Annotated in this window: 16 protein-coding genes; all 16 read right to left on the bottom strand. The window is 63.1% G+C overall.

The window, feature by feature from the left end; genetic code table 11:
• Nucleotides 1–3: 3 nt before the first annotated feature.
• The 16 genes from DMP05_RS04145 to DMP05_RS04070 all read right to left on the bottom strand — a co-directional run bounded on the left by DMP05_RS04145 (nucleotide 4) and on the right by DMP05_RS04070 (nucleotide 16692).
• The gene (locus DMP05_RS04145) at nucleotides 4–3105 is read right to left on the bottom strand and encodes a VaFE repeat-containing surface-anchored protein (RefSeq protein ID WP_123219287.1); all 3102 of its coding nucleotides are present in this window, start codon (nucleotides 3103–3105) and stop codon (nucleotides 4–6) included.
• A gap of 9 nt (nucleotides 3106–3114) precedes the next feature.
• Nucleotides 3115–3606, bottom strand: a complete 492-nt coding sequence (locus DMP05_RS04140) for a DNA gyrase (RefSeq protein WP_123219286.1) — start codon at nucleotides 3604–3606, stop codon at nucleotides 3115–3117.
• A 66-nt stretch (nucleotides 3607–3672) separates the two neighbouring features.
• Nucleotides 3673–4068, bottom strand: coding sequence for a hypothetical protein (locus DMP05_RS04135; RefSeq protein WP_123219285.1), 396 nt, complete (start codon nucleotides 4066–4068; stop codon nucleotides 3673–3675).
• A gap of 17 nt (nucleotides 4069–4085) precedes the next feature.
• Complete coding sequence (locus DMP05_RS04130; protein ID WP_425303943.1) at nucleotides 4086–5096, bottom strand: VirB6/TrbL-like conjugal transfer protein, CD1112 family; 1011 nt, start codon at nucleotides 5094–5096, stop codon at nucleotides 4086–4088.
• Nucleotides 5096–5815 carry a hypothetical protein gene (locus DMP05_RS04125; RefSeq protein WP_123219284.1) on the bottom strand — a complete coding sequence of 240 codons (720 nt, stop codon included), beginning with the start codon at nucleotides 5813–5815 and terminating at the stop codon, nucleotides 5096–5098. Before DMP05_RS04125 ends, DMP05_RS04130 begins: the two co-directional genes overlap by 1 nt.
• 13 nt (nucleotides 5816–5828) lie before the next feature.
• Entirely contained in the window at nucleotides 5829–7391 is a 1563-nt protein-coding gene (locus DMP05_RS10230) for a C40 family peptidase (RefSeq protein WP_280176481.1), read from the bottom strand.
• A 23-nt stretch (nucleotides 7392–7414) separates the two neighbouring features.
• Nucleotides 7415–9811 (bottom strand): VirB4-like conjugal transfer ATPase, CD1110 family, encoded by a 2397-nt coding sequence (locus tag DMP05_RS04115; protein ID WP_123219282.1) that lies wholly within the window; start codon nucleotides 9809–9811, stop codon nucleotides 7415–7417.
• The gene (locus tag DMP05_RS04110; protein WP_123219281.1) at nucleotides 9789–10217 is read right to left on the bottom strand and encodes a PrgI family protein; all 429 of its coding nucleotides are present in this window, start codon (nucleotides 10215–10217) and stop codon (nucleotides 9789–9791) included. The genes DMP05_RS04115 and DMP05_RS04110 overlap by 23 nt, the downstream gene beginning before the upstream one ends.
• A gap of 10 nt (nucleotides 10218–10227) precedes the next feature.
• The gene (locus DMP05_RS04105; protein ID WP_123219280.1) at nucleotides 10228–10446 is read right to left on the bottom strand and encodes a hypothetical protein; all 219 of its coding nucleotides are present in this window, start codon (nucleotides 10444–10446) and stop codon (nucleotides 10228–10230) included.
• Between the two features lie 186 nt (nucleotides 10447–10632).
• Nucleotides 10633–12477: a VirD4-like conjugal transfer protein, CD1115 family gene (locus tag DMP05_RS04100; RefSeq protein ID WP_244595033.1), complete on the bottom strand. Its 1845-nt coding sequence runs from the start codon at nucleotides 12475–12477 to the stop codon at nucleotides 10633–10635.
• On the bottom strand, nucleotides 12474–13064 hold the full coding sequence (locus DMP05_RS04095) for a hypothetical protein (RefSeq protein WP_123219279.1): 591 nt from the start codon (nucleotides 13062–13064) through the stop codon (nucleotides 12474–12476). Before DMP05_RS04095 ends, DMP05_RS04100 begins: the two co-directional genes overlap by 4 nt.
• Before the next feature lie 41 nt (nucleotides 13065–13105).
• Nucleotides 13106–13375 carry a helix-turn-helix domain-containing protein gene (locus DMP05_RS04090; RefSeq protein ID WP_229087884.1) on the bottom strand — a complete coding sequence of 90 codons (270 nt, stop codon included), beginning with the start codon at nucleotides 13373–13375 and terminating at the stop codon, nucleotides 13106–13108.
• A 349-nt stretch (nucleotides 13376–13724) separates the two neighbouring features.
• Nucleotides 13725–14879: an Lrp/AsnC family transcriptional regulator gene (locus tag DMP05_RS04085; protein WP_123219277.1), complete on the bottom strand. Its 1155-nt coding sequence runs from the start codon at nucleotides 14877–14879 to the stop codon at nucleotides 13725–13727.
• A complete protein-coding gene (locus tag DMP05_RS04080) occupies nucleotides 14876–15394 on the bottom strand; it encodes a plasmid mobilization protein (RefSeq protein WP_123219276.1) in 519 nt (172 codons plus the stop codon). Before DMP05_RS04080 ends, DMP05_RS04085 begins: the two co-directional genes overlap by 4 nt.
• Nucleotides 15384–16478, bottom strand: coding sequence for a site-specific integrase (locus DMP05_RS04075; protein ID WP_123219275.1), 1095 nt, complete (start codon nucleotides 16476–16478; stop codon nucleotides 15384–15386). The genes DMP05_RS04080 and DMP05_RS04075 overlap by 11 nt, the downstream gene beginning before the upstream one ends.
• Nucleotides 16468–16692: a DNA-binding protein gene (locus tag DMP05_RS04070; protein WP_123219274.1), complete on the bottom strand. Its 225-nt coding sequence runs from the start codon at nucleotides 16690–16692 to the stop codon at nucleotides 16468–16470. Before DMP05_RS04070 ends, DMP05_RS04075 begins: the two co-directional genes overlap by 11 nt.
• Nucleotides 16693–16753: the final 61 nt, after the last annotated feature.

The raw sequence follows: 16753 nt of genomic DNA, 5'->3' as shown, positions 1-16753 counted from the left end.
CGATTAGGACTCGTCGGTTTCGCTGTCAGCGTCCTCGTCCGATTCGATGGAGGCCTGCTTGCGCTTGCGGATCGCGTAGATGCCGCAAGCGGCGCCCGCTGCGATCAGGATGACCACGGCCGCGAAGAGCATGGTGGTGTCGAAGCCGGTTTTGTCGTAGCCCTTGCCGGGCTCGTCAGGGACCTTCGGGGTGTCCGGGTTGTCCACCACGACGGTCTGGCCGTCGTCCTCGATGTCCTGATGGACCGCGATCACGTTGCCGTTGACATCGAGGCACTCCTCGAATGCCACCAGCTCAACGCCTTCCTCGATCTTGGAGGCATCGAACTCGAAGGTGACGTCAACGGTTCCGCTTGGCTTGTCGGGGGTGAACTCCGCCGTTGCGGTCACCGGTTTGCCGTCGGCGTCCTCCAGTGCCAAGCCGGTGGACTTGACCATCAGCGTGCCGTGGGCGGTGTGGGTCTCGCCAGGGACAAGGCCCTTGTACTCGATGGTGTCGGTCAGCTTCACCTTGCCGGAGACGATGACGTGGTCGCCGTCACTGGCATCGACGAGGGTGGTGCCGATCTCGACGACGGTCACGGTCTGGCCCTCGTCGTTCGGGTCTTCATGGGATGCGAGCTGGACGCCTGCGGAGAAGAGCTTCTCGTATACGACGAGGCTCTTTCCGCCGAAATCGGTGCCGTCGAAGGCAATCTCCACGGCCTGGGTACCGTCGGCTTCCTCGGGAACGAAGGTCACCGTGCCGGTCACCTGCCTCTCGATCAGGCCGTCCTTGACCATGACGGGCTCCCCGGTCTCGGCATCGACCAGGGTTGCCTCAAGCGTGTATTCGGTACCAGGGGTAAGGCCCTCGTAGGAAACCTCGTCGGAGATGACGATCTCCGTGCCGGTGACGAGCTTGTCGCCGTCGCCCTGGTCGGTGGCGGTGGTGCGGATGTCGACGAAGTGGACGGTCTGATCCTCGTCGCTGATGTCGGCGTGCACTGCGACCTCGATGCCGTCGGAGGCCATGGACTCGAAGGCGACGATGTCCTCGCCCGCGAGCAGGCTGCCGTCGAAGGTGAACTCGAGCTCGACCTCGCCGGAAGCGGTCCTTGGCTTGAAGGTGGTTGTTGCGGTGACGGGGTTGCTATCAGCGTCGAGCAGCGGCTCGCCGGTGGACTTGACCATCAAGGTGCCGGTCAGGGTGTACTGGGTGCCGTCGGTCTTGAGGTTCTCGTACCAGACGGTGTCGACCAGGGTGGTCTCGGCGGAAGCCTGTGCCACGTGGTCGCCGTCGGCCTTGTCGGTCTCCTCGGTCTGGATCTTCGGGCCCTCCTTGTCGTCGAGGCTCATCCACACGGGCTTGGCCGCGGTGGAGTCGCGCTCGATCACGAAGGTCTTGGTCACCAGGTCGTAGCCCTCGTTGGAGTCGCTGCGAAGCTCTTCCAGGACGTACTTGCCGTAAGGGAGCGCGGAGAGGCCGTCATCGACGGCCGCGTTGGAGCCGTCCTCGCCAAGGGAGAACCAGATGCCCGCCTTGGAGTCCATGTCAGACGCCTTGATGTTCTCGGAGGAGAGCAGGCCGTCGTTGCCGTTGGTGTTGCTGCTGTGCTTGTTCCAGGATGAGGCCGTGGAGACGTTGCCGTTCTTGTCGGTCACGAGGACGTGGGACTCGCCGGTTGAGACGTTGGTCACCTTGAAGGCCACCTGCAGGGACGCGTTGGTGTCCTCGGCCATCTTCACGATCTCCAGGTCGTTGCGTACCACCTGGTCGGAGAACTCCAGGGGCCTCTCGTACCTGTCGCCTGCGACCATCACGCCCTCTGCCCTCACCTGGAAGGTGCGGGGCGTGCCGTCGGTGAGCAGGTAGGAGTCGTTGGTCTTGGTCTCCTGGATGGTGTAGGTGCCGTAGGGAAGCTCGTCGGCCGCGGTCTGGGCGGTGTATGCCCCCATCTCGTCGTTCCATGCGGTCGCGATGGTCTCGATGACGTCGCCGGGCTCGAACCACTTGTCGCCAACGAGGACCTTGTGCTCGGATGCGTTGGCGATGGTGAACTCGATGCCGGAGAGGGTGGATCCGGTGGTCAGGGTGTCATGGGAGCTACCGCCCAGGGCCTCGGACGCCTGGAGCTCGACGTCGGACTTCGTCACCTGCACGCCGCCGCGGATGACGTCGTCTGCGCAGGGGCTGGATGTGAGGTCGACGACCCGTCCATCGGACCTGATCTCAGCTTTAGCGGACCAGTCGGACACGAGGTAGCCCTCGGGTGCCTCGGACTCGACCACGGTGTACGTGCCGCAAGGCAGCGCGTTGGAGGCAGTCTTGGCGATATACGCGCCGGCGTCGCCGTCCCAATGCCCGGTGATGGTCTTCACCACCTCGCCGCTTGCGTAGTAACGGCCGTCGACGAGGGCGTACTTGCCGGAGGAGTTGACGATGTCGTACTTGGCGCCGCTAAGCGTGGCATCGCCCTGGGGCTCGGCCCCTGCCTGGGAGTCAACCTTGGCGACCTTCAGGCCTCCCTTGTCCCAGGTGAAGCTCATGAGCACCTGGGTGCCAGGTCCGGTGTGGATGCAGAACGCCTCGAAGCCGGTCGAAACCTTTCCCTTGCTTGCCTTTATGGACTTCCAGGTGGTGCCCAGAAGCTCGCCGCGGGCCCAGTCCTCGAAGTCGCCGCTGGTGCCGAACACGGCATCGGCCTTGGAGTCCTGGTAGGCATAGGACAGGAGCACGTGGCTTGCGACGACGTACTTCTCCGCGCTCCAGCCGCTGCCGTCGTACCAGGAGTCGGGGAACATGGATGCGTCGAATCCCGGGGCACCGTAGCTGAACCACATGGTGGCGATGAGGTCGGGGTCGCTCACGCTGCTTTTGCTGTACGTGCCCGGGGACGGAGTGGCGGCAGACGGGTCGGCGCAGTACGCGACCTCGCCGTCGGCATACATGTGCGTTGTGGAGTATCCCGCGTAAGGGATGTCGTCGCCGATTGTGACGTTGACGCCGCCCGCCGCGAATGCGTTGACGGGCGTCACCACGCAAACGCTCAACGCCAAAGCGAGGCTCATGGCCACGCGGACGATCTTGGAGGAGACGATCCTCCCCGCTGTCTTTGCTTTCACGGCCCCTCCTTAGAACGGGATGTCTTCGCGGGCCATGCGGGCGTTGGCGCGGGCTGCGGCGTTGCGGCCGAGCCTCTCGCTGCCGTCGCGTGCCGAGCGCGCGCGGTCGGCGAGGCTCTCGAGGTACTCGGTCCGGTTCTGCTCGATCGCATCCCTGATCTGGGCGGGCATCACCTTGATCACGTCCTTGACCTCTACGCCCTCGTCGTTGACGACGGGCTTGCCGTCCTCGTCGAGGATGCTCCTGCGGAGCCAGACCTCGCGCTCGGTGAGGAGCGGGATGTCCCGGTAGTCCTCGCCGCGGTATCGCGACTCGTTGACGAACAGCGGGCTGAACTGGTAGTAGCTGACGTCGTGCCCGTCGATGACCGTGCCCTTGGGCAGGGTCACGGAGTTGAAGGTCCTTGTCTCACCGGTCCTTCGGTCGGTGTACTCGATGTCCGTGCGAACGAAGTTCTTGTGCAGCGTGACATAGGTGTTCTTTGGTGTTTCCTGGCTCATGCGAGCCCTCCTTTACGTCTAGTGCCGGCATGTTGTGGAAGTGCCGGGGTTCCTGGGTGCCAAGGGCTACCTGCCCATCCGATGTCCCTCCCTTCTCCTGATCTGCTCGACCGCGGGGATGCTCTTGGCGCGCTGCGCCCTGGACGAGAGGCCCTCGTCAAGGAGCAGCGCCCTCTCGAACTCTCCGTAGCCGATGCGCTCGATGTCTTCTGGTTCGTACCCGAGGTAGGCCTCGGCGGCGTCGACGAGCTCCTCGGCGTCGGAATAGCCCCAGTTGAAGCCGTTCATCACCTCGGTCCACCCGCCTTGTCGCCTGGCCCACAGGGAGAACGAGAATCCCAGGGTGTCCGCCCCCGTCGGGTCTGGTGCCGCATGGGCCTCCAGGAGCAGGCGCGATCCGTCCTCTGGGTCGTTCATCATCCATGCCGCTTCCGGCGTGGCCCCGCTGTTCGGTTCGTACAAGCTCTCTTTCCTTTCTCTTAGAATCCGCTAACTATGTCTCGAGCCCACGCTCCGCTCTTCACGAGCGAGAGGATGAGCAGGATGCACATCGCCAGGTACTGCAGCGCGTACGTGAGGCCGTTCGCGACGGTGTCCACGGGGGTGCCCGTGCCGGGGTTCGCGCCGGTTATCCCTCCGAGGATCACGGGGAAGGCGATCAGGAGGATGACGATGATCAGGCCTGCGATGCAGACGGCGGTGAAGTTCTTCAGATACCCGACTCCGATCTGCCTGGTGTCGTCCAGGGCCATGAAGGCAAGCGGGATGGGGCTGAACGCCGCCATGATGTAGAGCTGCAGCGCTCGAGCCCAGCACACGACCAGGGCGACGATGTAGGCGGCCAGCACCACCACCCAGCTGATGAGCGAGACGATGAGCATGGCCAGCAGCGCCGGGATGTCGTCGTCGGTGGTGACGATGGACACCGCCGCAAGGTCCAATGCGCCGCCGGTCCCGAACAGCGCCATGACCCTGTCGATGGCGATGCCGATCACCTCGTAGATCGACTGCATCAGCTCGAAGCTGTGCTGGATCAGGAACAGGAACACGGCGAAGAAGACGAGCAGGAACACGACCTCCTTGACCCCGGGCATCGACGCGTTGCCGTCGACCCTCTGCGAGATCTGGATGAGCTTCACGGTGAACACGAGGGAGAGCACGCCGCAGCCGATGGGAAGGATGGCGACCCTCCACACGCCGTGGGCGATGTCGTACATCGACACGCTTCCGGAGGTGGTCAGCATCGAGCTGAAGTCGGCGCCGAGGATGCCGTCGTATCCGATTCCCTTGAGGACGTCGACCTGCTTGGAGAACATCCAGTTCGCGGCATCCCTCAGGAGCTCCGCCAGCCAGTTGTTGATGTCCCCGGCGATGTCGGCGTAGGCGCTGTGCGCAGGGACTAGCAGCACCGTGAGGAGGGCGAGAGTCATCGCGAGGGCGATTTTGAAGCGGCGGTCACCGATGGCTTTGTTGACGATGGACATCTGCATCACATCGCGGAGATCTTGCCCGTCTTGCCGTCGATCGTGACGGTCACGATGGTCGCGTTGGGGTCATCGAGGGTGAAGGTCGAGCTGGTCCTGTCGTTGTTGGCGTCGATGTAGATCTCGCCGTCCCAGCTCGCGGTCTTCGCGTACGGGCACTTCGCGGTCACGTATCCCTGCAGGCACTCGGCGATCTTCGCCTGGTCGATGCCGGTCAGGCTTGCCAGGTATCCGACGTTTCCCGTGATGCCGAGCTCGACGCTCTCAGGCGCGTCGATGGTGTAGGACGCCGCAAGCTTGAAGGAGTCGCAGGCGATCACGAGGCTGCCGTCGCCTGCGATGTCGACCCTTATGGTTGACGGGGACTGCGTTGACGTGAGGCTGTCGCTGACCCAGATGGACTCGGAGAAGCCGCTCTCGTCGGAGGTTGACTTCTCCGGCGTCCAGTAGGTGATCTTCTCCTCGTCGCCGGACCTCTCGACGAAGGCGCCGTTCACTATGGACATGGCCGACTTGCCGTCCTGGGAGGTCCACTTGGTCCCGAGCAGCTTCTCCAAGCTGTCCTTTGCCTCCTCGGCATCGACGCTGGCGGTCTCTCCCTGCTCCTGGCCGGGTTGGTCTTGCTGGCCGCTATGGACCATGGTGCAGCGTGCGCATCCCGCCCCGATGAGCACGAGAAGGGCCACGCATGCGAGCGCGGCCATGGCCTTGCTCTTCCTTTCCATTCCTTGCTCCTTTCTAGTGACGCGCCGTCAGGGCGCATGTGAAGTAGTTGACTCCCGTCGCGATCCTGCACACGTCGCCCGTGTGCGGCTCGTGTATGTACTTGTCGCCGCCGATGTAGATGGCGACGTGGCCGTACTTGTAGAGGATGTCGCCGGGTTTCGCCTGGGATATGGGTATCTGCCTGAGCTCCTCCTTCTGGTCCTCCGTGTAGTGGCTGATGCGAATGCCCGCCTGCCTGTAGCAGTACTGCGTGAGCCCGCTGCAGTCCAATCCCTTTCCCGGGGTTGATCCGCCCCAGACGTACGGCACGCCGAGCTGGCTGTATGCGGCGGCGACGATGGCGTTGCCCGCCTCCTCGCCGGCTTTGAAGTCCTCCAGGCTCAGCCCGTCGAAGCGCCTGAGGCCGTAGGTGTCCATGATCGACTTCAGCGTCTCCACGTAGCTCGAGTCCGTGGCCCAGCCCGCGTCCTTGAGGCCCTCGGCCATCTTGTCGGAGTCGTGGTTTGCCATGGCCTCCCTGATGAGCGGGTTGTTCGCGTACCTGCCTGCCTGGAGGAACACGCGGCTCCTGAAGCGGATGCATTCCGCATCCCCCTTGAAGACGATGAACTGGGCGGTGGTCGTGTAGTGGCTGCCGTCTGCCGCCTCCTCGCCGGTCGCCCAGGACGACTTTCCCGCGACCTCGGGAGCGGATGCGTACGATGAGGCCCATTTCATGCCGAAGAGGTTGTGGTCCCTTGTGGCCAGCTGGCTCATATGGTCGCCTTGGCCGCTCTCGCAGATGATCTGGGCGATCGTGCAGCCTGCGGGGTGCCCGTACTTCTCCTGGGCGTCCAGGGCCGCCTCGACCATCTCGTAGGTGATGTACGGGGGGAGCCCCTCCATCGCCTGCTTGTTGGCCTCGTTCTCCCAGAAGCCGAAGAGCGCTGAGACAATTTGTCCCACCAGCAGGGCGCCCAGCACGAAGGCGACGATTCCGGCCACCACTCCTGCGACGGGTATTCCGGCGCTGGCGATGGCCCCTGCGACGCCCGCGGTTCCCTCGGCCGTTGCCGCCGCCGCGGCAGCCGACGCGTTCGCGCTGGCGACCTGGGTCCCGACGGCCTGGGCGGACATCTCCGCGGAGGCGCCGGAGGCTGCGTCTGCCGAAGCCTTCGTCGCGCCTGCGGCTCCGTTCGACTTGGCGCGCATCTCCGCGGCCTGCCTGTATGGGTCGGCTGCGGCCTCGGCTTTCCCCGTTGACTTGGGGACCGTTCCCTGCGAGCCGGCATTCTCCGCCGACTTTGCGGCCTTGCCCGCCTTGCGCGATGCCAGCCTCCTCCTGATTGCCCTGCCGCCCTCTGCCGCATCGTAGACGTCGCGTGAGCCCTCCAGCTCGTCCGAGTCGTCCAGCTCGTCAACGAGCGAGGCGGCGGCCATGCGCCTGAGGCCGAGGCCCGCTGCCGTCTGCTCCGTGGCGTCCTTGGCCGGCACGCCAACGCCGCTTCCGACGACGCCCTCGCGGAACGCATCCCCGCCGGAGACGACACCGGAGTTGAGGAGGTTCTCCCGTTCTCCGGCTACCACGTCGTGCATGGGGTCCCTGTCGGGCGATCGCGTCATCGGGCGGACCTTCCTCCGCCTCCGAGGGCGTTGACCTCGGAAGGCTTGGTCGTCAGCAGGTCGTAGATCCTTCCCTTGGGCAGCTCGTTTGCGATCGGCATCCTGGCGCCGCCTGCGACCAGCAGGCCGTCGCCGGGCTTGATTCCGTCGTCGATGTAGCGGACCTCCTCGTCGGAGAGGTTGAGCGTCTCCGCCCAGAGGTCTCGGTCGACGGTGGACTGCTTGTGGAGCATCAGGTAGTCGGAGTTGAGGATCATCGTGGAGCCGATGTCGCTTCCCAGCATGAAGCTGGCGTTCTGGGAGAGCCCGGTGGCTACGAGGCCGAACTTGCGGCCCTCCGCCCAGAAGCTCTCGAAGTACGCGATGACGGCCGGATGCTTGAAGAGGCTCTGAACCTCGTCGATGAAGAGCCAGGTGGTCCTTTTCTCGGCGAAGTTCTGGTACATTCGGTTGCGCACCTGCTCCAGCGCGGTCAGCATGCCGAAGACCTTCATGTCGGAGTTCAGGTCGTGGAGGTCGATGTTCACCATCGGGGCGTCGAGGGCCACGTTGGACCTTCGGTTGAAGAACGAGAAGGAGCCCTTGACGTGCCGCTCGTATCGCAGGGCGATGTCTCTGGCAGCCGCCTCCGGCTGCTCCAGGAGGAGGTCGTAGAAGTCCTCGAGCACCGGGGTGCCCTCGTCGCCGGCCCTGCGGTAGGCCTCTTCCACGCACCTTGCGATGATGGATCGCTCCGCCTGGGTGAGGCCCTGGTTTCCCTCCGCCATCATCGATGCGGAGAGCGCCAGGAAGGCGTCCACCTTGAAGGCCTTCTGGAGCGGCTCGTTAAGGGATTCCACGTCCTTCGTGTCGAAGGGGTTCATGAACTGGCCCGAGTCGGCTGCGAGCCTGATGCTCACGCCGCCGCCTGCCTCTGCGACCGGGCGTCCCTCACCGGTAGGGTCGATCCAGATTCCCTGGGCCTTGTCGCCGTAGAGCATGCGGACCTGCAGCCAGACGCTCTTCTGGGCGTTCGACTTGCCCGTGCCCGGCGTTCCGAAGTCGAATCCCATGGGCGAGGGCAGGGATAGCCTGTCCAGGATGGCCAGCGTGTTGGTGATCTTCGACTGCCCGAGGTAGATGCCGCCGGGCTGGTTGATCTCCAGCGATGCGAAGGGCATCTGCATGGCGATCTGGCCGCTGGTGAGCAGCCTGGTCACATCGCACTTGTTGGTGGCGAAGGGGAGCACGGAGCCCCAGCCCTCCTCCTGGCGGTAGTAGAGCTTCTCGACGGTGAGCGCAGAGCCCCTGGCCGTGGAGATGATTCTGTCGATTTGCTCGTCGAGCTCCTCCTCGCTCGCCGCGTAGGTGAACACGTAGCCGGCGTACTCGAAGAGTCGCTCGTTCTTGTTGCGCAGGAAGTCCAGAAGCTCCTCGGCGTCCGCGCGCGAGTAGCGAAGGGCCGTGGAGGTCTGCGTGAGGATGATTCCCTTGTTGGCGGCTCGGCTCTTCTGGCCTCGCTCCTCCATGTCCATCCAGTCGATCTTTCCCTGCACCATGTCGATGGCCTTGTCCTGCGGGATGGGCCTCAGGTGCAGCGAGACGGAGAGCGGGATGGGGAGGTCGACGATGCTCGCGAGGCAGTCGTCCATGAGGATGGATCCGAACGACCTGATGGCCATGACGCAGCACCATGCGTCGTCGGCCCTGAAGGCGTCGTTGCGGCCGTTGGGCTTGAAGTCGACGGACATGGGCGCCACGAAGTCGAGGCTCCGCGCCGTCGGGCACTGGGACAAATTGTCCCAGTCGAAGTCGAAGGGGGAAAGCGGGCTCAGCAGGCCGCGGGCTATCCTGAGCCTCTCCGCGCCCTTCACGGGCTCCGACTTGCTCTTGATCCTCGCCAGGGCCTGCGTGCAGTCGTTGCGCATGCGGGCGAGCTTTGGGATTGCCGAGTCGATGTCGTCCGCCTTGGTGGTGAAGGTCAGGTACCTCTGCCTCTTCAGGTTCGAGACGCCCTCGCGCATCTTGTCGTTGAGGATGCGGTTGTACTCCTCGACGTAGTCGTCCAGGCAGGGGTCGCTCTTTGGGAAGAACGTCCTGTTGCCGATCTCCTCGGCTGGCACGGGCTCGTTGGTGATCGTGACCTGGACGCTGGTGTCCGGGTTGAAGTAGTTGTAGAGCGCGCTCATGGTGCTGTAGATGTTCTCGCGGGTGTCCTTTCTGGCGCACTGGTAGGTGATGTCGCCGAACTGCACCATCTGGCTGAAGAGGCCTGGCGCTACCTGGGCGACCCCGTTCTCGAGCATGAGCTCGTATCCGCAGAGGTCGATGGTGCCCTTCTGCCTCTTCTGCTTCTCCTTCTTCTTCTCAGGGGCGCCTTCGACGCCCTTCCTACGCTTCTTCAGCAGGCTCATAGAGCTCCGCCCCCTTTCGGTAGGTTCTCTTTCTTTCCTTGCGGGTCAGCTTCTTCGGTTCCAGGGCCAGCGGCATGTCCGTGCCGCAGCGGTGGCTGGGCGTGAATTCGTAGTGGCGCTTGGCCATGTGGTGCCTGGCGACCAGCGGCAAAAACCTCTCGAAGGGCATGCCGTGGGGCTTCCAGAAGCCGGCGAGCCAGAAGGGCAGCGTTGCGAGCATGATGGGGAACGTCATGTCAGAGGGGTCTATGGCGAGCCAGAGCCACGAGGCCAGGGCGACGAGGACAGCGGTCGCGAATCCTCCCGCAAGGCAGACGCAGGTCCTGATGGACATGTCCCCGAAGAGCTTCTGCTCATACTCCCCGATGTCCTTCTGGATCGGGATGTGGAGCTTGTCGTCGATCAACCGGGGCCTCCTAAGCCGGCATCCATGAGGTGTCGAGCTGGCCGAAGTAGACCGCGGCGGCGATGATGATCGCGCCGCCGGCGATCGTCGCGATGCCAGCCTCCATGCCCTCGCCACCGCCACCGCGGTTTCCGATGGACCTGCCGAGCTGCACCGCTCCCCAGACAACGAGGAATCCGCCCAGGAACGTCACGCAGCCTGTGACGAGGGTGATGATCTTTGCAAGCATGTGAATGCCTCCTTTGCGTCTCTGGCGCCGAGGGTGGAAGGGGCGCCTTGTGTTGCGTGATAAGATTGCAGTGCGGAGCGCGCGAGCGCTCCTTTGCGTCTAGGCGGCGGCAGCCGCGCCGAGGGTGGAAGCTCGACCCGGCCTTGTTGCCAGAGGCATTGCCGCTGCCGTTCCCTTGCTCAGAGATCACCCCCTCATCCTGTTTGCGTACGCTCCGAAGTCGAAGGGCGTGCTGTGCTTGGCCCCCTTGTGCCCTGGCTCGACCTCATCCCACCGAGGATGCTGCGCCGCGTCGTACTTGTCGTCCTTGAACGGGTAGGTGCCCGCTATGAGCAGCAGGGCCTTCCGCCTTGACAGGCGGCCCACCTCGTCGGGCAGCATCAGCGGTCGCTCGAATATGGTCCTGTTCACGGTGGTCGACTTGTTGGCGCCCTCGGTGTCGTTGAGGGTGAAGGAGACGATGGTCTGGTTTCCCAGCATCTTGGAGATCTCCTCGTTGGTGCCGTAGAGCGTCGACCCCAGGAAGAGCGTCGTGTCGCAGCAGGCCCTGATGGACAGGGCCTTCTCCTCGCCGTAGGTGCCCTTCAGCTGCTCGAACGACTGCAGGATCATGGACATGGAGACGTTCCTGCTTCGGATGACGGCGATGAAGCGGTCGATGTCGGGCAGCTTGCCGATGTTGGCGAACTCGTCGAACACCAGGTGGACCGGGGTGGGGAGCTTGCCGCCGTGGTCGATGATCGCCGCGTCGCAGAGCTCGTTCACGGCCTGCCACATGAGCATGGCGAACAGGAAGTTGAAGGTTCCGCGCGTGTCCGGCATCGATGCGAAGACGACGGTCCTCTGCCCTGCGTCGCCCATCTTGTCCAGGTGGAGCTCGTCGTCTGCCAGGAGGCTCTGCACGTTGTCGGCCATCATAGGCAGGCACCGGGTGTTGCAGCTGATGATGATCGATTTGAGGGTCTCCCCGGCGGCGGTCTTGAAGCGCTTGTATGCGTTGAGGGCGAAGTCCTTGGAAGGGTCAGCGGGCTCCCGGACCTGCTCCCAGCGCACGGTGGAGCTCCCGTTGATGAACGCCCGCGAGTTCTCGTCGAAGGGCCTCTCGTCGCCTGCGGCGACTAGGCGCTTGCCCGTCTCAAGCTCGTGGAACAGCAGGTCGAGGGGGCTCATGTAGGATTCGTTTCCCTCGCGGGCCTCAGCCAGCGACAGCAGGGTGAGCATACCCGGGAGGTTCCTGTCCTCGGGCGGGCAGTGGTGGATCAGGTACGCGATGAGCGCCGTGTAGAGGAGACGCTCCGCGTTCTCCCAGAACGGGTCTCCCGTGTGCTCGGCGTCGCCGGTGGTGTTGGTGATGAGGCACTCCACGATGGCCAGCACGTCCACGTCGGTGCGCACGTATGCCAGGGGGTTGTAATGGCTCGAGGTCTCCATCCTGACGAGGTCGAAGTTGCGGATCCTGTAGCCTGCGGCCTCGAACATCCACCCTGTGGATTCTATGAGCGTTCCCTTCGGGTCGGTTACCAGGTAGCTGGCGTTCATCTGCATCAGCAGCGGAAGCACGTGGCTCCTGGTCTTGCCCGTTCCGGGTGTTCCGACGACGCAGATGTTGCGGTTGCGGTCCGTTTCCAGGTCGAAGTCGGACCTGGAGACGGGGATCCCGATGGAGCTTGTCAGCGGGATGTTCAGGTCCGGCTCGTCCTGGTTCATGAACGCTTTGCCCTCTTCGATGCTGCCCCAACGGGAGGAGCCGTGCTCCTCGCCGAGCCGGAAGGTCCCCCCTCGGAGAGCCTGGTGCACCCAGATGCCCCAGATGGCGCATGCTGCCAGCATTCCCGCCAGCGGTGCGAGAGCGTTCGCGTGCATGATCCCTCCGCGCGCTAGCCAAGCGGGCAGCTGCAGCAACGCCTCCATGGGATCAAGGGAGCCTCCCGGAAGGTCGAGGAGGCTCCCCACGAAGAGGAAGCCTGCGAGGGCTGCGCAGGCTGAGATGAGGGCGACTATCGCCACGGTATGTTTGTCGAAGGGCGTCAACGTCCCCTCGCTTGGTCGATGACCTCGCGGCTGCGGCCATGGGCGCGTTCCGCGAGCTCTGCCGATTTCCTGAAGGCCTCGACTCGGTCCTGGAGCGGCTCCTTGTCGGGGTCGCCAAGCGTTTCGCCGTCCCTGGCCGATGCCCGGCCCTTTTCCTTGGAGAGCTGCTGCTCGGCCTTCTTGCAGGCCCTCGTGGTCTCCGTTGCCAGCTCGTCGAAGCATCTGGCGACCTCGGGCGCGTCGTCCACCCTGAAGATGAGGTACGACTTCTCGCCCTCGTCGAAGAACTCGTGCTGGAGCGCCTCGCGTTCAAGCTTCGAGCCGATGATCTCCTTGATGGTGTCGAACTCGGGGAGGTCTTTGAACTCATGCAGGTTCAGCTTCGCCCACTCGGGCGCCTCGCTTGCCTGCTCGACGCCTGCGGTGATTGCCGATTGCTCGCTTCCGATCTCGCCGACGGCGTTCCTGAAGGCCATGGAGACCCTCGCCGCGCTGTGGGTCATGGCGGCCTGTCCGGCCTCCTGGCCCAGGCGGAGCATCCAGTCGAACAGCTTCTCGCCGGATTCGTCTCCGAAGTCGCTTGGCATGATTCCCCCCCTAGATGGACTGGGACAATTTGTCCCAGTCGTCAGCGTTTCTCTTTCCTTTGAGGTCGCGTGGATTCCGGTAGATCGCCAAGGCCCACGAGGAAGTACTCGGTGAACTCGATCTTGAACAGCCAGGTGATCTGCACCAGCTCGGTGGCCGACATGGCCACCTCTCCGCGCAGCTTCTTCCCGACGTTCGAGTCGCTCAGCCCAAGGCGCCTTGCGAGCTCGGTCGTCGACATGCCGCTTCGGTCCTTGTAGCTGTTGATCACCCCCAGGTACTGCCTGGTTATCGGGTCTAGGTGTTCCATCGCTTCCTCCATCACTCACGGCTGCGAGTTGCCGTAGCCGCGGCCCATACAGGCCCGGTGATGCTGGGAAGAGTAACGGTGCGCTTCATGTCTGTGGCGAAATCCGTCATGCGATGACGGAAACCCGTCACGAGGTTTCGGATCAGGCGGGCGCATCGCTTCGGGCAGCCTCTTGGCTGAACCCGCGCCTGTGCACAGTAATACAAGCATGAACTCTATAGAAAACCGCATGCCCGGGTATCCAATCTATGGGACAGCGGTTCCAAGAAGCACCAGATGGGACGGTGTTTTTTTCAAAGAGCCGGATGCCTTGGGGCTCCTTGCCGGGGAAAATTGCCCCGGCGCACCCCTAGCCGGGCTTGAACTTCTCGTCACGGTAGGCCCTGTATTCGCCCATGGCGTCTCCCATTCGGTCGAATCCGGCGCCATAATCCCAGGCCAGGGACCACAGTCGCTGGGCCTCGGGATCCGAGTCGCGCCACGCGATCTCGAGGGCCTGGATCCTTTCCTCCTCCATGCGGCGCCGCTCTTCAGCTCTTCGCTCGGCAGCCTGCCGCTCTGCGCGCGTCCGTTGCCTGCGGCGGTTTTCGAGCGCCGTATCGAGGCTGAGTCCGGTGATGGGCCTGTTGGGCTTCAGCCAGGTCGACAGCGTCGCGATGAACCGGGCCTCCGTGCCGGCCTGCTCCTGCTGGATGACGTAGCGCCTGTAGCTGCCTGCGAGGAAGTCCTCGTCTACATCGTCGCCTAGAAGCGATTCCTGCCAGACCCTCCAGGCCTTCTCCTTCGCGCATTGGGATGCTTTGGAGCTGGGAACCTTCTCCCAGGCCCTCTCGAAGCTCTCGCTCGTCTCCGCCAGCCCTCCATCCCCCTTGTCGCAAGAGAGGTTTTCTGGCTGGTTGGTTGGATGGTCAGAAGATGATCTCCTAGTAGTCTCTGAGTAGTCTTTGTATATGTCTGTCGGAATTTCGCCACACCTATGACGAAATGCCGACATAGGGGTATCGGGTTCGACGTCGCTTCCGTCATACCTATGGCGTTTTTCCGCCATAGGGTCCAAGCCGCCTGATTGCTCGGGATAGGTGAGCTCGAAGATGCGCGCAGGCTCGATGGCGATGAACATGACATTGCCCATGGTGCCGGCGCCATAGTCGACGTTGCGGAACACGCGCCTGATGGCGCCCAGCTCCTCAAGGCGTACCACTGCGTCCTTCGCCTGCCGCTTGCTGAGACCGAAATGCTCTGCGATCTGGTCGTAGCTTCGCTGCAGCAGGTCTGCCGAGAACCTCTTCCTGTAGGCGATGACGTCGCCCGTGGATTCGTCGCGGATCTCGCTCGGGCGGTACCAGTAGAGGACGTCCGAGAGGATGTTGATGGCTGCCAGGTCGGCCTTGCCAGAGGCGGTAGTAATTGTCTTGTACCAGGTCGCGGGGATGACGTTGCCGCTTATGGCCATCGTGGCGATGGCGTCCACGGATGCGTTTCCCGTGAGCTTTCGAGGAATCATCTCTTGTCCTTTTTGAACATTCCCTTCGTACTTCTCCTGCGTCTCTCGGGTTTTCTCTTCTCCGCGTCGGCGACGGGCTCCACTTCCTCGGGCGTCAGAGGAATCTGCCTCATATCAGGCGTCATGGTCCTGCGCAGATCCGATAGCTCCATATCCTCAATGGTCAGCCCGTCGGCAAGGGTATCGATGGCCATGCCCTGGTCGTTCATTTGCCTGAGGACGTCGAGGATGGCGCCTGAGACGTCCATGAGCCTTGCGTTGACCGGGGAGCCCGCAGCGACCCTTGCAAGCTCGTCAGCGACCCTCTTGGCCTGGATCGCCAGGGCCTTCTGCATCCTGGTCGTGGCAAGCACGGTTATCTCGTTTCCCTCGAGCCGGTCGATGATGAAGGCCTGCTTCGTCATGCCGCTAAGGGCTGCGAGCTGGTTGATCCTCTCGTTCTCCTCTTCCGAGACCCTGAAGCCGATGGTGATGTCCCTCCATCGCCCCTCTCTGTCCAGACTCTTAACGCTCATGGTTCTCACTCCTCGCATTCATGAGCGCGTCAAGCACGTCTGCCATGTTCCTCTGCTGGTTCGGGAAAAGGTGGGCGTAGCGATAGGTGATGTGCACGCTCTCGTGGCCCATCCTGTCGGCGATCGCGACCGCGGTGAAGCCCAGGTTGATCAGAAGCGAGACATGGCTGTGCCTCAGGTCATGGACCCTTATCTCTTTCACACCGGCAAGCTTCGCAGCGGTTTTCAGCGTGTTGCTGAGCGCGTACTTCGTGAAGGGGAAGAGGCGGTCGTCTTCCTTGATGTCGCATTCCATCTCCATGTACTCCTGGAGTTCCTGCGCGAGGAAGCGGGGCAGGGCGATCACTCGCTCGGACTTCTTGGTCTTCGGAGGGCCGATGATGTCCCTTCCGTCGAGGCGGGAGTAGGACTTCGTCACGCTGATGGTCCTGTTCTCAATGTCGATGTCCTTGGCGGTCAGGGCCAGCAGCTCGCCCTCCCTCAGGCCGCACCAGTAGAGGATCTCGTAGGCATAGAACATCTCGGGCCGGTCGATGACCTTCTCGGAGAACCTCAGGTACTCGTCCGTCGTCCAGAACCTCATCTCCTTTCCCTGCTTCTCACCGACCCTTCCGGCTTTCTGAAGGGGGTTTGCGGGAAGTCCGTAATGCCGTACGGCGTGGTTGAGGATTGCGGAGAGCTGGTTCTCCACCGTTCTGATGTAGGTCTCCGAGAGCTTCTTCCCGTTCTCGTCCTTTGCCTTCAGCAGGCTGTTCTGCCAGTCCATGATCTCTTTCGATGTGATGTCGACGACCCTCATCTCGCCGAAGAACGGGATGAGCTTCTCGTTGATCATGTACTCCTTGCTGCGCCATGTGGTCTCCCTCAGCCTCGGACGAACGTCTTCCGCGTAGACCCCGACGAACTGCTCGAAGGTCATGCTCGTGGACCGCGCTTCATTGGCCAGAAAGTCCCTCTCCCATGCCAGGGCCTCGCCCTTGGTCTTGAAGCCTCGCTTCGTCGAGTCGACGGTCTCTCCGTCATGGTTCGTGTAGTGGAGCTTGACGAGCCAGGTGCCCCTCTTCTCGTCCTTCCTAACGCTCATCGCCGGCCCTTGTCTCGAGCTCGCTCAGGTCGATTTCGTCGATTCTCCCGAAGAGCCTTTCCTCGTAGTAGCTGCGGTTCGTCTTTCCCCGCATCGTGAAGCAGCCCATTTCGGTAAGCTCAGCATTGAGCTGCCTTACGATCTTGTAGGCGTGCTGCATGCTGCATTCCAAGTCTTCGGCCACTTCCTTGGCCGTGATAAGTCTTCCATCCATCGTTGTGTCCTTTCCATTGATACAAAAACGTATCAGTACTACAGACACAATAACTGATACA

The sequence above is a fragment of the Slackia isoflavoniconvertens genome (genome assembly GCF_003725955.1).
In the GTDB taxonomy this organism is placed as follows: domain Bacteria; phylum Actinomycetota; class Coriobacteriia; order Coriobacteriales; family Eggerthellaceae; genus Slackia; species Slackia isoflavoniconvertens.
This window is presented reverse-complemented; position numbering and strand designations above follow the sequence as displayed.

Coding starts and splice junctions, on each gene's coding strand:
- DMP05_RS04080 (WP_123219276.1), bottom strand. CDS start 15,394: ATGAGCGTTAAGAGTCTGGACAGAGAGGGGCGATGGAGGGACATCACC.
- DMP05_RS04075 (WP_123219275.1), bottom strand. CDS start 16,478: ATGAGCGTTAGGAAGGACGAGAAGAGGGGCACCTGGCTCGTCAAGCTC.
- DMP05_RS10230 (WP_280176481.1), bottom strand. CDS start 7,391: ATGCACGACGTGGTAGCCGGAGAACGGGAGAACCTCCTCAACTCCGGT.
- DMP05_RS04130 (WP_425303943.1), bottom strand. CDS start 5,096: ATGCAGATGTCCATCGTCAACAAAGCCATCGGTGACCGCCGCTTCAAA.
- DMP05_RS04115 (WP_123219282.1), bottom strand. CDS start 9,811: ATGAGCCTGCTGAAGAAGCGTAGGAAGGGCGTCGAAGGCGCCCCTGAG.
- DMP05_RS04085 (WP_123219277.1), bottom strand. CDS start 14,879: ATGATTCCTCGAAAGCTCACGGGAAACGCATCCGTGGACGCCATCGCC.
- DMP05_RS04140 (WP_123219286.1), bottom strand. CDS start 3,606: ATGAGCCAGGAAACACCAAAGAACACCTATGTCACGCTGCACAAGAAC.
- DMP05_RS04125 (WP_123219284.1), bottom strand. CDS start 5,815: ATGGAAAGGAAGAGCAAGGCCATGGCCGCGCTCGCATGCGTGGCCCTT.
- DMP05_RS04070 (WP_123219274.1), bottom strand. CDS start 16,692: ATGGATGGAAGACTTATCACGGCCAAGGAAGTGGCCGAAGACTTGGAA.
- DMP05_RS04095 (WP_123219279.1), bottom strand. CDS start 13,064: ATGCCAAGCGACTTCGGAGACGAATCCGGCGAGAAGCTGTTCGACTGG.
- DMP05_RS04105 (WP_123219280.1), bottom strand. CDS start 10,446: ATGCTTGCAAAGATCATCACCCTCGTCACAGGCTGCGTGACGTTCCTG.
- DMP05_RS04090 (WP_229087884.1), bottom strand. CDS start 13,375: ATGGAACACCTAGACCCGATAACCAGGCAGTACCTGGGGGTGATCAAC.